Origin of the sequence: Corallococcus terminator, assembly GCF_003611635.1 — a bacterium.
Taxonomy (GTDB): domain Bacteria; phylum Myxococcota; class Myxococcia; order Myxococcales; family Myxococcaceae; genus Corallococcus; species Corallococcus terminator.
On sequence record NZ_RAVZ01000288.1, the window covers coordinates 1 to 13128 of the forward strand.

Annotated in this window: 12 protein-coding genes; 5 read left to right on the plus strand and 7 right to left on the minus strand. The window is 70.1% G+C overall.

Annotated features, from left to right (window positions below; all coding sequences use genetic code 11):
- The coding region (locus D7V88_RS31240; RefSeq protein ID WP_120544276.1) for a TIGR02266 family protein at nucleotides 1-938 on the plus strand (938 nt) is incomplete at its 5' end.
- Nucleotides 939-1013: 75 nt separating this feature from the next.
- Here D7V88_RS31240 and D7V88_RS31245 read toward each other — a convergent pair.
- Together D7V88_RS31245 and D7V88_RS31250 are read right to left on the minus strand one after the other, a co-directional pair.
- A complete protein-coding gene (locus D7V88_RS31245) occupies nucleotides 1014-1736 on the minus strand; it encodes an immunity 52 family protein (RefSeq protein ID WP_120544277.1) in 723 nt (240 codons plus the stop codon).
- Nucleotides 1733-3070, minus strand: a complete 1338-nt coding sequence (locus D7V88_RS31250) for a restriction endonuclease fold toxin 5 domain-containing protein (RefSeq protein ID WP_120544278.1) — start codon at nucleotides 3068-3070, stop codon at nucleotides 1733-1735. Before D7V88_RS31250 ends, D7V88_RS31245 begins: the two co-directional genes overlap by 4 nt.
- A 197-nt stretch (nucleotides 3071-3267) precedes the next feature.
- Here D7V88_RS31250 and D7V88_RS31255 point away from each other — a divergent pair, with 197 nt between their 5' ends.
- A complete protein-coding gene (locus tag D7V88_RS31255; RefSeq protein ID WP_120544279.1) occupies nucleotides 3268-4728 on the plus strand; it encodes a metallophosphoesterase in 1461 nt (486 codons plus the stop codon).
- Between the two features lie 68 nt (nucleotides 4729-4796).
- Here D7V88_RS31255 and D7V88_RS31260 read toward each other — a convergent pair whose 3' ends face one another.
- Nucleotides 4797-5867 (minus strand): hypothetical protein, encoded by a 1071-nt coding sequence (locus D7V88_RS31260; RefSeq protein ID WP_120544280.1) that lies wholly within the window; start codon nucleotides 5865-5867, stop codon nucleotides 4797-4799.
- A 261-nt stretch (nucleotides 5868-6128) separates the two neighbouring features.
- Here D7V88_RS31260 and D7V88_RS31265 point away from each other — a divergent pair, with 261 nt between their 5' ends.
- On the plus strand, nucleotides 6129-7409 hold the full coding sequence (locus D7V88_RS31265; RefSeq protein WP_147448937.1) for a clostripain-related cysteine peptidase: 1281 nt from the start codon (nucleotides 6129-6131) through the stop codon (nucleotides 7407-7409).
- Between the two features lie 27 nt (nucleotides 7410-7436).
- Here D7V88_RS31265 and D7V88_RS31270 read toward each other — a convergent pair whose 3' ends face one another.
- From D7V88_RS31270 to D7V88_RS31280, 3 genes are all read right to left on the minus strand, one after another.
- Nucleotides 7437-7793 (minus strand): thioredoxin family protein, encoded by a 357-nt coding sequence (locus tag D7V88_RS31270; protein WP_120544282.1) that lies wholly within the window; start codon nucleotides 7791-7793, stop codon nucleotides 7437-7439.
- Nucleotides 7794-7809: 16 nt separating this feature from the next.
- Nucleotides 7810-8337: a hypothetical protein gene (locus tag D7V88_RS31275; RefSeq protein ID WP_120544283.1), complete on the minus strand. Its 528-nt coding sequence runs from the start codon at nucleotides 8335-8337 to the stop codon at nucleotides 7810-7812.
- A 195-nt stretch (nucleotides 8338-8532) separates the two neighbouring features.
- Nucleotides 8533-8835, minus strand: a complete 303-nt coding sequence (locus tag D7V88_RS31280; RefSeq protein WP_120544284.1) for a hypothetical protein — start codon at nucleotides 8833-8835, stop codon at nucleotides 8533-8535.
- Nucleotides 8836-9231: 396 nt separating this feature from the next.
- Between D7V88_RS31280 and D7V88_RS44740 the strand changes: the two genes are divergently transcribed.
- Entirely contained in the window at nucleotides 9232-9699 is a 468-nt protein-coding gene (locus D7V88_RS44740) for a cupin domain-containing protein (protein ID WP_158625200.1), read from the plus strand.
- Nucleotides 9700-9883: 184 nt separating this feature from the next.
- Nucleotides 9884-10783 (plus strand): MBL fold metallo-hydrolase, encoded by a 900-nt coding sequence (locus D7V88_RS31290; protein WP_120544286.1) that lies wholly within the window; start codon nucleotides 9884-9886, stop codon nucleotides 10781-10783.
- Between the two features lie 10 nt (nucleotides 10784-10793).
- On the opposite strand, the gene D7V88_RS31295 is transcribed toward D7V88_RS31290, so the two are convergent.
- Entirely contained in the window at nucleotides 10794-13058 is a 2265-nt protein-coding gene (locus D7V88_RS31295) for a sensor histidine kinase (protein ID WP_120544287.1), read from the minus strand.
- Nucleotides 13059-13128 lie beyond the last annotated feature (70 nt).

Consider the following 13128-nt stretch of genomic DNA (forward strand, 5'->3'; position numbering starts at 1 on the left):
CGCCCGCGCCCTCACGAGAGGCCGAGCTGGCTCGCGCCGAGTCCGACATGGCCCGGCTGGAGGAGCGGCTCGCCGAACAGGTGGCCCGCGCCGCCGCCGACGCCGCGTCCCTCACCGAACGGCTCGGCCAGATGCGCAAGGCCCTGGCCCGTCCGGAGAGCGCCGGGGACTCCCGCCTCTCCCAGTGGGCCATGCGCCTGGAGGACACCGAGTCCCCCGCGCTGCCCCCGGAGCTGGAGCAGTTGCGCGAGAAGGCCCTGGATGCGCGCGAGGCCGCCCTGGACACCCGCCGGCAGGCCGGGCTGGACCTCCAGTCCGCGCTGCGCGTGCACCAGGAGGACGCGGGCCGCGTGGTCAAGGCGCTGACGGACGCCGAAGCCGACCTGAAGCGCGTGGAGGCCGCCGCGAAGGCCCGCGCGGAAGCCGAGGCGAAGGCCCGCGCGGAGGCCGAAGCCCGGACCGAGGAGCTGGCCCGGCCCCCCGCCATGACGCCCGCGCGGGCGAAGGCGTCCACGGAGCGGACCTCCCGCGACGACACGCCCACCCGCTCCGAGAAGCCGGCCCGCGGCAAGCTGCCCCCGCCGCCCGCGAAGGACGAGGCGCGCACCAAGGGCCGGGTGCGGATGCACACGACCATCGACATGCGCAGCGACTCCAACTTCTTCACCGGCTTCTCCATGGACATCAGCGAGGGCGGCATCTTCATCGCCACGGTGGATGCGGTGCCGCGCGGCACGTCGGTGGACCTGGACTTCACCCTGCCCGGCGGCCGGCCCCTCACGGTGAACGGCGTGGTGCGCTGGGCCCGCGACGGCAACGACCGCACCCCGGAGTTGATGCCCGGCGTGGGCGTGCAGTTCACCTCCCTGCCGCCGGAGGTGGCGCACGCCATCTCCTCGTTCGTCGCCACGCGCGACCCGATGTTCTACCCGGACTGAGCGCGCGGCACGGGGGCCCGACCCCGATGGCAACACCATCGAAGCGGTCCGCCACGGCATGGACTGAAGCGCTCTTCAGGTGCCCCAGGGGCGCAGGGGCCGGAGCAGTCCCGCGTCCTGGAGGCGAACCTGGACATCTGCGGCCAGGGCGACGTGCTCCGGATTGGAGACGGTGAACTTCTCCTGCGTGAGGGTGATGAGCGTGCCCCGCTCCGGCAGGTGCTCCACCCGGACGGAGGCGGGGAGCAGGGGAACCGGGCCACGAAAGTCGGCGAAGTACATGACCCAGCCGACGAACGTCCCGGCGTCAGCTCCCGTCTTCGGCGCCACGAGTTCCCGATATTCGTGGGAAGTGGCGATGCCGAATTCAGGCTCCCACGCGAGCGCCATGGCGCGCACCACGGAGGTCAGGGTGGGGGCGGTCAGGACGCGCTCCGCGATACGCCCCAGATTGCCAAGGGTGAGGACGCAGACGGAGCACACGTGCTTGGAGGGGCCTCCGCAGTTGCCGTTGACGCCCGAGGTTTCATCCTCGTTTTCCCCCGCCCAGAGCCAGAAGCTGGAACTGCCCGCGAACCGATTCGCCTTGCTGCCCAGTAACTTCGCGAGGGTGGCGGCATCCGGCTGCACCTGACGTCTACGGGCCTTCTCGAAGTTCGCCGCTGCTTGATGCCAGCGGTTCCACGTGGACTCCAAGGATCCCAGCCGCGAAAGAAAGTCCGTCAGTCGATGGGCGCAAGCATCGACGGGTTCAGGCCGGGCCAGCCAATAGCAGCCCGCGTAGTACGTCTCCTTCATGGGTTCAGGGCTCCTCCACGAACCGGTGGTACATGGACGACGTCGACATTGATACCTTGGCCGCTGAATGCGGCTCGGAGGAGATCCGCGACTCGCTTCTCAGCGACATACCAGCGGATGCGCATCCCCTCAGCCAGGGTGGACTGACGGCGGGCCTGGTCGAGCATCTTCCCGAACCCCCGGAAGAACTCCTTCATCTCCATGTCGTCCTTGATGAACTTCTCATAACCCGGGCCCTTGGCCTCCAGCAGCATCTCTTCCTTCGGGTCGAAGCCGTCGAAGTCCACCTGCGAGTCCCCGCTTCGCAGCCTGTACGCGGACCCCCGCGGCGCCCCCGTCACCTGCTCTTGATACGCGCGGGCCCGCTCGGACATCGACTCCTCCACCTGGACCCACTTCCCGGGCCCTCCTGCTGACGGCGGTCCACCCGCAGCAGGAGGTCCCATCGCGGCCATCGCCACCGCCGTGGACGCGAGCGTCACCACCACCGCCAGCCGGAAGCCCGCCTGCGATGCCCCCAGCATCGCGGCCTCCGAGTACCCCGGCAGCAACGTGAGCGCTGACGACATCCCCATCGTCACGCCGTGACTCACCAGCACCGTCACCGCGAGCACGAAGAGCCGCGCCACCTGCGGCCCCAGCGTCCGGCCGAACACCTCCCCCGCTTCCTCCAACTCCTGGAACGTCGTGGCCCGGTCCGTCGCGTCCTTCAGCGTCCCGCACGCCCGCACCACGGTGAGGAACGACTCAATCCCCAGGTACGCCAGGAACACGGCGGCCAGCACCGCCGCCGCTTTCGTGAACACCGGGTCCGGCGCGGCGGCCAGGACCACCCACGACGTCACCGCCCCCGCCACCACGGCCACGAAGAAGGACGGGTTGAGCGTGTCGTCCACCGCATCCGCCAGACTCTCACGCAACGGATCCAGGGACATGCCCACGGCGAACGTCAGCCGATCCATCGCGCTGAAGCCGGCACCGTCCTCCAGCAAGGACAGACAATCCACGGGGGCCTCGTGCGCCCGGCACCACGTCCCATACCGGTCGCGCAGCAGGAACCCGAGCCCCCGGTCCAGGAACGCCCCCTCGCCTGCCTTCGTGCGCACCACCCGCCCTGTCCGCGAAGGGCGCACCGTCAGCGGCACATCCAGCGCCAACCGTGACAGCGCTGCCTCGAAGTCCCGCGCGCTGATGGGAACACGCCCATCCCAGGTCCGGGGCGCATGGGTTCGCACCGGTCCGCCGGCGGTCCGCAGCCGCACCGTGGGGCCTCCCGCGCAGCCCGTGCACAGCACGAACAACAACATCCATACCCCGGCCCTGCGTACCTCCATCGCGGTGCTCCCCTGCGGGCCCCGTACGCGGAGGCCGTCCTCTGCCCTGTGATACATGCGACGTTTCCCCAACGGGGTCTTTCCCGACCAGTCCGTCAATGCTATGCGCGTCCTTGTAATCCATTTTTAAGCTGTACAACCTGACATCACTGACGACACCGGAGGACCTCGGACGAGGCCTCCACGGAGAAGACACCTTGAAGCCCACTTCCATCATCGCGTCCCTGGCCCTGGCTGGCGTGCTGTCCGCCTGTGGCCCGGGTGAAGCGCCCGAGCAGCAGCCGTCCTCCGTGGAGGACGTGGGGAGCGCCACGGCGGCGCTCGACTGCGCGGCGCTGAACGCGCCCGTGTACATGCGCGTGCGGCCGGCCACCGGCTCCAGCCTGCTGACGACGAACCCCACGGAAGCCACCAACGCGGGCACGACATACGGCTTCACGGATGACCGGGGCACGCCCTTCAAGGCCTCCAAGAACGCAGGCACGGGCCTGTCGCCCGTGTACCGCCTCTACAGCCCGGGCAAGTCCGAACACATCGTCACCATCGACGCCACGGAGCGCACGAACCTCATCGCCTCCGGCTACACCACCGACGAGGGCGTGGGCTTCTATGCGTCCAAGACGGCGGACGCGTGCCTCATCCCGGTCTACCGCTTCAACAACACGTCGCTCCAGAAGCACCGCCACGCTGTCACCCAGGCGGAGCGCGACGGCCTCACCGCCGCGGGCTGGACGAGCGAGGGCATCAAGTTCTACGCGGCGCCCACCACCGCGCAGCCGGTGGACACGAAGTTCACCTTCGTCGTCATCCCAGACACGCAGCAGGAGACGGTCTACGCCCCCACCCGGCTGACCCACCGCATGCAGTGGATCGCCGACAACAAGACGGCGCAGGACATCCGCTTCGTCATGCACACCGGCGACCTGATGGACTGGGACACCGCCGACCACATCCACTACCAGCGCGCCAGCGATTCGTTCCAGGTGCTGGACAATGCCCAGATTCCCTACGCCATCGCCCTGGGCAACCACGACACGGCGGCGGTGTGCCAGGGCGGCAGCGCATGCCCGGGCAACGTCAACGCCAACCTGCGCAACACCACCACCTTCAACGCGTACTTCCCGCTGTCGCGCTTCAAGGCGCTGGGCGGCGTGTTCGAGACGGGCAAGTGTGACAACGCCTACCACACGTTCAGCGCGGGCGGCCTCAACTGGCTGGTCGTGAACCTGGAGCTGTGGGCCCGCACGGACTCCGTGAACTGGGCGAAGACGGTGCTGGCGCAGTTCCCCAAGCACAACGTCATCTTCATCACCCACTCGCACCTCAACGGCAGCGGCGGCATCGAGCAGGGCAACGGCGGCTACGGCAACAACAGCCCGCAGTACGTGTTCAACAACCTCATCAGCCAGTACGCCAACGTGCGCTTCGTCTTCTCCGGCCACGTGGGCAACGCCGCCTACCGCACGGACACCGGCGTCCATGGCAACACCATCTACCAGATGCTCAACACGTACCACGACGGCACCACGAACCCGACGCGGCTCGTGGAGATCGACACCGCCGCCAACACCATCTCCACCCGCGTCTACGCGCCGCTGACGAACACGGAGCGCGCGGATGGGACGAAGGCGTACAGCAACGTGAACTGGGTGCGCTGAAGCGCATCCCCACCAGGCAACCAGGCCCGCTTCCCAGTTGGGGAGCGGGCCTTGTCGTGCCCGGTCACTCAGGGCTGGTTCGGATCCGCGCCAATGCCCTTGAAGGGGTTGAACGTGTACGTCGTGGAGAACTGGGACGACGGGCTGAAGTAGTACGCCGCGAGCTTCGCGGGGTCCTTGGCGATCTCCCCGCGGAGGATGGGGCCGTCGTTCTGATCATCCCAGCCCCAGGGCGCGTTCGCGGAGTTGGTGCCACAGTTGCCCGCCGCCAGCCCGCAGCCACCGCCGGTATCGCCCCGGAAGGTCCCGTCGGACACGAACAGCGTGGTGAGGTCCCGGCGCTGCCAGAGGCCTTCGGAGCCGTAGATGTCCAGCAGCTTGTAGCGCACGTCGGAGTCCGTCGCGGAATCGGGCTGCTCCGCGAGCGTGAGCGACGGGTAGTACTTCACGCCGTCTCCGACGATGTCGTAGTACGGCCATGCCTTGAGCCCATGGCCCTTGGCCTCCTGCGCGGTGATGGGGTGCGACACGCCTTCGAAGGTCGCGAGCGACAGCGTCCCGTCCAGGGACTCCGACCCCGACGTGAGGGGGCTGCCCGAGGGCACGTACGAGAAGAAGTCCTTGTGCGCGACCGTCACCGCGCCGACGAGCGCGCCGTACTCGCTGCCGTCCCGCTTCACGACGAGGAGCACGCCCTCACCGTCGTTCTCGTGCTCCGTGTCGAAGATGGAGTCGGACCAGTCCCGGGGGTGGAAGAAGGTGTAGAGCAGGTACCAGTGAGAGCTGGTCTCCACCACCGACTGGTACGCGTGCCCGGTGAGCGCCCGCGAGCCGGTGTTGTCCCAGTTGTTCGTCCCGCTCCAGTCCCCGTCGAAGTCGACGCGGCTGATGAAGTCGGACTTGCCACCCAGCGAGTGCGAGCCCGTGACGTCCACGTCCTGGTAGTGGATGGGCGCCCACCGCTTCGTGAGCGCCGCGCGCGCTGCCGTGGACCCGACGCCGTTCAGCAGCGCCTGGCTCGCCTGCCCGAACGGATCATCCTCCGACATGCCTTCTCCACACGCCGTGAGCAATGTCAGGGCCGTGGTGACCGTGGTGAGTGCCAGGACAACCGGAGAGCGACGCAGCGATGACCGCATGGGGGCCTGCCTTTCGGGGGACCCCAGACGTTACCCCGGAAGATGCGTCACAGAAGCTTTACTTGAATTTCTAGTGAAACCCGGCTGGCGTGCGGGGCTTCGTGCTCTACGCCGGCCTGGGCGACTGCCTGTAGGCAAACCCCGCCCGGCTCTCCCCAATCCCAGACAGTGCCCGGCCCCGGCGGAGGGATTCCCTTCCTCCCGGGGCCTGTGCATCTCAGCCAACGCGTCGCGGCGGTCCGCGCCACGCCGGGGGCGGACATGGCAGGGAAGGCAGTGGGGGCGGTGGCGCTGGCGTGCGTGCTGGGGCTGACGGCCTGTGGTCAGGGCACGCCCATCTTTCCGACGACGTCCGCCCTGGATGGGCGACAGCACCCGACGGCGGGCGCGAGCTGGACGGTGCTCGTCTACATGGTGGCGGACAACCCCCGGGAGGCGCGGGGCCTGGACTCCCTGCGGGAGCTGGCGGACGTGGGCTCCGGCCCGGGGCTGAACATCGTCGCGCAGGTGGACCGCGCGAAGGGCTACAGCGACGTGCCGCTCGCGAACCTGGCGGACTGGACGACCACGAAGCGGCTGCTCGTGCAGCCCGGGGCGTTCCAGGAGCTGGCCGACCTGGGAGAGCTGGACATGGGCGATGCGGCGACGCTCTCCGACTTCATCGCCTGGGGCGTGCGGGCGTATCCGGCGGACCGCTACGCGCTGGTGATGTGGGACCCCGGTGGGGCCTGGACCGCGTTCGGCGTGGACGAGGACGCACCGGGCGCGGATGGCGGCCGGGACGCGCTGGACCTGACGGAGTTGCAGGCGGGCCTCGACAGCGGACGGCGCGAGTCGGGCCTGGAGCAGTTCGCGCTCATCGGCTTCGACGCGGGCCTGATGGCCACCTACGAGGTGGCGAAGCGCTTGAGCCCCCACGGTGAATACCTGCTCGCCTCCGAGGAGGTAGAGCCCGGCCACGGCTGGGATTACGGCGCGCTGGCGGTGCTGCGGCAGGACCCGTCCAGCGGTCCGGTGGTGCTCGGGCAGCGGTTGCTGGAGGGATATGCGCAGCGGGCCCTCCAGGAGCAGACGCAGGACGTCTTCACGCTGTCCCTGACGGACCTGTATGCGTTGGCGGACCTCACGCGCGCGGTGGTTCGCTTCGCGGCGCTGACGGCGGAGCCGAACCCGACGGTGGCCACGATGATCGCCGAGGCGCGGTCCTCGGCGCTGGAGTTCGGCCAGTCAACGGACCCCACGCAGGCCTCCCACCTGGTGGACCTGGGAAGCCTGTCGGCGCGCATGGCGGAGCAGACGCCGCACCAGTCCTCGCGGGATGTGGCGATGAAGGAGGCGCTGGGCAAGGCGGTGGTGGCCCAGACGAACGGCGCCCGGACCTCCGCGGCCACGGGGCTGGCCATCTATTTTCCCCCAAGCCTGGCGCTGTACGACGCGGGCTACGACGCCCTGCCGGAAATGACGGAATGGCAACGCTTCCTGCGGCGCTTCCTGACGCTCCAGGAACACATGGGCGCGGAGGATGACGCGTCCCGCTGGTGACGGAGGGCAGCTCCCTCCTCCCTGGGGCTACAGATGCCCCTCCAGCATGCGGCGGATGGCCGTCCGGGACATGGCCCCGACGGAGCGGTCCACCACCTGTCCCCCCTTGAAGAGCAGCAGCGTGGGCACCGCGCGGATGATGTAGCGATCCGCGAGCACCGGCTCCTGCTCCACGTCCACCTTCACGATCTTCAGCGAACGCTTGTGCCGGTCCGCCACCCGCTCCACCCAGGCGTCCATCAGCCGGTACTCCGGAGGGCACCAGCGGGCCCAGAAATACATCAGCACCACCTGCGGCGAGGCCAGCACCTGCTGTTGGAAGGTGTGTTCCGTGAAGTGTTCCAGCCGCATCTTCGCGTCCTTCCGGAAAGGGATTGCAGACATCAAGGCTCAGGGGGGCTCAACGCGACCCGGCGGTGGGTTCGAACTGGCGGGACAGGATGAGCTTGTCGCCGCGCCCCAGGTAGTTGCCGCAGAACGCGATGATGGGCTCCGCGCCCACGTCCATGGCGAAGCCCATCAGGGTCCACGTGAGGCGCCGGCACGGTCCCGTCCCCAGCGCCTGCGTCAGGTGATTCAACGCATCCAGGATGGCGTCGAACCGTTCCCCTGAACCGTTCGTCTCCAGGGCAAGGAGCCACTGCTCCGGGGTTCCAGGCGTGCGCTCCGCGGGCGGCAGCGGCTCCGGCCCCCAGGGGCCCTGCTCCGTGCGGACCTCCCGGTCCACGTGGCGGGCCACGAGCGTGTCCCCGTGCCGGACCGCGTCCACCACGCGCTCCAGCAGCGCCACCTGCGACGCACGCGGCCCGGCGACGAGCCACGTCGACGGCAGGACGCGGTGGACCTTCTTTCCCTCCAGCAGCTTCACCCACGGGGGCGTGAGCTGCTTCGGATGCTTCCAGTCGGCGTTGATCAGCAGGTAGCCCATGCCATCCTCCCTGAATGCCTTCCGCGATGAGCGCGGGGACCCCTCATGTCTATGAATGGGGAGGCATGCGGGAGCCCCCACCCGGGGTGGGGGGCTCGGACAGGACGGCCAGCCAGGGCAAGCCCCGGGGGCGATGGCCGTCAGAAGCTCAGCATGCCCAGCAGCTCGAAGGTGTTGCGATACACGTGCACCGGTTCAATGAGGATGCCGTGCAGCGCGTCCGGCCACGGGCTGCGGAAGAAAGCCGGGCAGGCGCACCCGGTAGGAGTCCGGGTTCGCCTTCCGCTGTCCGTTGATGCTCCCCGCCTCCAGCCGGTACCACGTCAGCCCGTAGCCTATTTTCGCGTAGGGCTGGAAGCCGCCGCGCAAGAAGTTGTAGCGGATGCCGCCCGCGCCGGACTTCGCCAGGTCCCAGGTGTCCAGGTTGAGCAACAGCTCCCCTGGCTGGTCGCGGAACACCTTGTGGTCCGAGGGGAACGTGTACGTGTTCTTCACCATGAACGATGAACGGCGCGAAGCGCGCCGCCAGGGATTGCAGGACCCGTGTCGCACGGACCGGAACGGGGTGGTGCATGGAAGCATCCCCCGGAGGCCCTGGCGTTGAAGCGTGAGACGCGACGCGTGAAGCACCGGGAAAACCACCGGGGTGTTTCACCGTGCGTCCGGGACCGGGGGACCTACCGTCCTTCACCACACTTCGCGAACCCGGGTTGATGGACAGTCGGACCCGAGGGGAATGCACATCGCGTTCGCAAACCCTATCGTATGGCCGCATCCGTCGGATACCGGACCCGGCTTGTCGCCCGAATGCGAAACACCGGCCCGGACCCGGCGGAAAAGACACACAATCCACGAGGGGGTAGGCCTGCTTCCCCCCAAGGAGACCCTGTCCGCATGAGCACGCCCACCCGGACCTCGCCCCCCATTGGAGGCCGTCCACCCCGCTGGGACTCGCGCCGCCGCGGCACCGTGGCCGTCCCCGCCGAAGCCCAGGCCCCGTCTCCGGATGACGCCCTGCCGCCACCGCTGGAGAAGGTGAACCTGGCCCATGCCTTCACCCACCTGTCCGGTCCGGACACCCCCCGGCCCGTGGGAATGCTCCACGGGCAGCCGGTGCACCTGGTGCGCCTGACGGGCAGCGGGCCCTGGTGTCAGCACGCGACCGGGGATGCGCTGTTCTTCGTCACCCGGGGCCACCTGCGCGTGGAGTTGCGCGAGCGCGCCGTGGACCTGGAGGCGGGCGAGCTGCTCATCGTCCCGCGCGGCGTCGAACACCGCTCCTTCACCGCCTCCGAAGCGCTGGTGCTGATGTCGGCGCCGCCGCAGGGCGCGGAGGACGCCGGGCAATCCCCGCCGCTCTGAAGGAAGGCGCGGCCAGTCCCCCGTCCTTCCGGGCAGGCGAGCCCCCGTCCCTTCTGGGACGCGGTGATTCCTCCCGGCGGGGCCACGGCGCACTTTTGCCCTGAACGAACGGATGGCGGACCCCCACGGGCTCGGGCTTCGGAGCGCCGGGTTCCCGCCACGCTCACGAGGAGCAGGAGCCGCCATGCGCATCCACCACCTGAACTGCACCACGATGTGTCCGCCCGGTGGGCGGCTCACGGACGGGCGGCGCGGCTTCACCGGCCCGGCGGCGCTCACCTGCCACTGCCTGCTGGTGGAGACGGCTCGCGGTCTGGTGCTGGTGGACACCGGCTTCGGCCTCAATGACGTGTACGCGCCCCGCGAGCGGCTCAACGGCCTGTTCCGCGACGTGCTGTGCCGGCCCGCCCTGGCGGAGGAGGCCACCGCCGTGCGCCAGATTGAACGCCTGGGCTTCCAGGCCAGCGACGTGCGCGACATCGTCCTCACGCACCTGGACTTCGACCACGCGGGCGGCCTGGACGACTTCCCCCACGCGCGCGTGCACGTGCTGGCGGAGGAGTACCGCGTGGCCACCGCGCAGCGCTCCTGGCTGGATCGCGCGCGCTTCCGGCCACAGCAGTGGGCGAAGGAGCGGCGCTGGGAGACCTACGCCACCTCCCGGGGCGGAGGCTGGTTCGGCTTCGACTGCGTGCGCGAGCTCAGTGGGCTGCCGCCGGAGATCCTGCTGGTGCCGCTGACGGGCCACACGCTGGGCCACGCGGGCGTGGCCATCGACACCGGGGAGGGGTGGCTCTTGCACGCGGGCGACGCGTACTTCCACCACGGAGAGATGGACCTGGACCGCTACCGGTGCACCGTCGGCCTGCGCGCGTACCAGAAGCTGATGCAGAAGGACGGGTGGATGCGCTGGTACAACCTGCGCCGCCTGCGGGAGCTGGTGCGGCACCACGGCGAACAGGTGACGGTGTTCTGCGCGCACGACGCGCTGGAGTTCGAACGCCTGGAGGAGCGCGAGAAGCTGCCCGACGACTTCCCCATCCGCCCCGGCCTCGTCGCCCCCGTGTCCTCGCTGCACATGTGAGGGCCCGGCCTCACTGGAGGACCACCGGTCCCGACACCGACGGCTCCTCCACCGCCCGGGGCATGCGCGGCAGGTCCACCGTGAAGGTGGCACCCTGCCCCGGCACGCTGTCCAGGCGGATGGTCCCCCCGTGCGCCTCCACCAGTTGGCGCACGATGTAGAGGCCCAGGCCATAGCCCGGCTCGGCCTTCGCGGAGGGCTCGCGCTCGAAGCGTTCGAAGACGCGGCGCTGGGCCTCCGGCGCGATGCCCACGCCCTCGTCGCGCACCGACAGCCGCACGTGCTCCTCGTCCAGCGCCGCCACCCGCACGCGCACCGGATGGCCCCGGCCGAACTTCAAGGCATTGGAGAGGAGGTTGGTCACCACCCGGTCCAGGCGGATCCGGTCCCAGTACCCCACCAACTGCCCCTGCACCTCCAGCGACAGGGTGGACTCCACCTGCGCGGCGCTCTCCGCGAAGCGCTCCACCACCTCGCGCGCCAGCTCGCCCAGGTCCATGGGCGCCGCGTCCAGCAGCCGCTTGCCGGAGGACAGCCGCGACAGGTCCAGCAGGTCGTGCAGCAATTGCCCCAACCGCTGCGCCTGGCCACGCGCCGCCACCAATCCCTTTCGTACCCCTTCGTCCTGGCCGCTGGCCTGCGCGCGCTGCACCTTGTTCAACAGCAATTGCAGCGCCTGCAAGGGATTGCCCAGGTCGTGCGCGGTGACGGCGATGAGGTCCACCGCCTCGCGCGCCTCGCGCAGGAGCCGCGTGTTGTCCAGGGCCAGCGCCGCGCGTCCGGCCAGCTCCTCCACCAGCACCTGGTCCGCATGGGTGAAGCTGCGGTGTCCCCGGGCCGTCATCAGCACGAACACGCCCAGCGTCTGGGTGCCCGCGCGCAGCGGCACCACCAGCGAGGAGCCGATGCCGATGCGCTCGATGAGCACCCGGTGCTCGGGGTTCTCCGAGGCGTCCTGCAGGTCGTCCACCGCCACGTCCACGTCCAGCCGCGAGCGCCCCGAACGCATCGCCTCCCAGACGGGCGGGGGCATGCCGTCGCGCGGGGGAAAGCGGCGCAGGGACTCCCACAGGCTCTCCTCGCGCTCGGGCCGCACGTGCGTCACGGCGCGGGGCCGCAATTCCCCCGCGGGCGTGAGCAGGTAGAGGATGCAGCCATCCGCCACCTCCGGCACCAGCAGCCGGGCCAGCTCCGCCACCGTCAGGTCCGGATCCAACGACTGGTGGAAGACGCGCCCGGCCTCCGCGAGCAGCTCCTGCATCCGCTCCGTGCGCCGCTGGGCGGTGATGTCGCGCGTCACCACCGAGAAGCCCTGCGGCGTCCCGTCCTCGTCGCGCAGCGCGGTGACGGCCACCTCCGCCCAGAAGCGCGAGCCGTCCTTGCGCTGGCGCCAGCCCTCCAGGCGCAGCCGCCCGTCCTTCAGCGCCCGCGCCAGGTCACGTTCGGCCTGGCCCGCCGCCGCCTCTTCGGACGTGTAGAAGGTGGAGGCCGGGCGGCCCAGGATTTCCGCCTCGCTCCAGCCCTTGATGCGTTCGGCGCCCGGGTTCCAACTGGCCACCCGGCCCTTCGCGTCCAGCAGCACCAGGGCGTAGTCGCGCACGCCCTCCACCAGCGCCTGGAAGCGGTGCGCGCTGGCCAGGGCCTCGCGCCTGAGCGGATGCAGCCGGCGGTGGAGCACCCACACCAACGCCGCCGCCATCCCCAGACCCAGGGCCGACACCAGCAGCAGCAGGCCCAGCTCCCAGTGGTCCGCCGTCACCGCCGCCGCGTTTTCCTCGCGCAGCCGCGCCTGCACCTTCTTCTCCAGTTGGGCCTGGGCCTCGCGCACCCGCCCGTGGGCGCGCGCCAGGCGCTCGCGGGCCGCCTTCTCTTCCGCGCTGGAGGGCGTGTGGCCCAGGGTGCGCAGGGCGGCCTCGTGTGCCTGTTCGGCCCGCTGCACCTGCTCCACCAGCGCCCGGTCCTCGGGAGCCGTCAGCCGCTTGCGCAGCCGGTTGGAGGTGTCATGGAAGCGCTGCCGGGGAAGCGCCGTGTCCTCGACGAGGGAGCGCCCGCCCGCCAGCAGCGCGCTGTTGGCCAGGGAGACCTTGTCGCCGAAGGCCCGCCCCAACTGCTCCACCTCCCGCAGGTCCGAGGAGCGCTCCATCACCCGCGCCTTCGAGGAGGCCTGCGCCATCAGCACCGTCCCCAGGAGGATGGCCACCAGCACGAGCCCCACCGCCAGGCTCGCCGCGAGCCCCCACCCATCTTCCTGTCCGAAGCGCCTGGGACGCGCCATGGGTGTCCCTTCCCCGCCGGACGCGGCCTGGCGCCTTCGCATCCGCATCCGCGTCCGTTCACGGTGGGGA

Coding starts and splice junctions, on each gene's coding strand:
- D7V88_RS31245 (WP_120544277.1), bottom strand. CDS start 1,736: ATGAAGGAGACGTACTACGCGGGCTGCTATTGGCTGGCCCGGCCTGAA.
- D7V88_RS31250 (WP_120544278.1), bottom strand. CDS start 3,070: ATGGAGGTACGCAGGGCCGGGGTATGGATGTTGTTGTTCGTGCTGTGC.
- D7V88_RS31260 (WP_120544280.1), bottom strand. CDS start 5,867: ATGCGGTCATCGCTGCGTCGCTCTCCGGTTGTCCTGGCACTCACCACG.
- D7V88_RS31265 (WP_147448937.1), top strand. CDS start 6,129: ATGGCAGGGAAGGCAGTGGGGGCGGTGGCGCTGGCGTGCGTGCTGGGG.
- D7V88_RS31270 (WP_120544282.1), bottom strand. CDS start 7,793: ATGTCTGCAATCCCTTTCCGGAAGGACGCGAAGATGCGGCTGGAACAC.
- D7V88_RS31275 (WP_120544283.1), bottom strand. CDS start 8,337: ATGGGCTACCTGCTGATCAACGCCGACTGGAAGCATCCGAAGCAGCTC.
- D7V88_RS31280 (WP_120544284.1), bottom strand. CDS start 8,835: ATGGTGAAGAACACGTACACGTTCCCCTCGGACCACAAGGTGTTCCGC.
- D7V88_RS44740 (WP_158625200.1), top strand. CDS start 9,232: ATGAGCACGCCCACCCGGACCTCGCCCCCCATTGGAGGCCGTCCACCC.
- D7V88_RS31290 (WP_120544286.1), top strand. CDS start 9,884: ATGCGCATCCACCACCTGAACTGCACCACGATGTGTCCGCCCGGTGGG.
- D7V88_RS31295 (WP_120544287.1), bottom strand. CDS start 13,058: ATGGCGCGTCCCAGGCGCTTCGGACAGGAAGATGGGTGGGGGCTCGCG.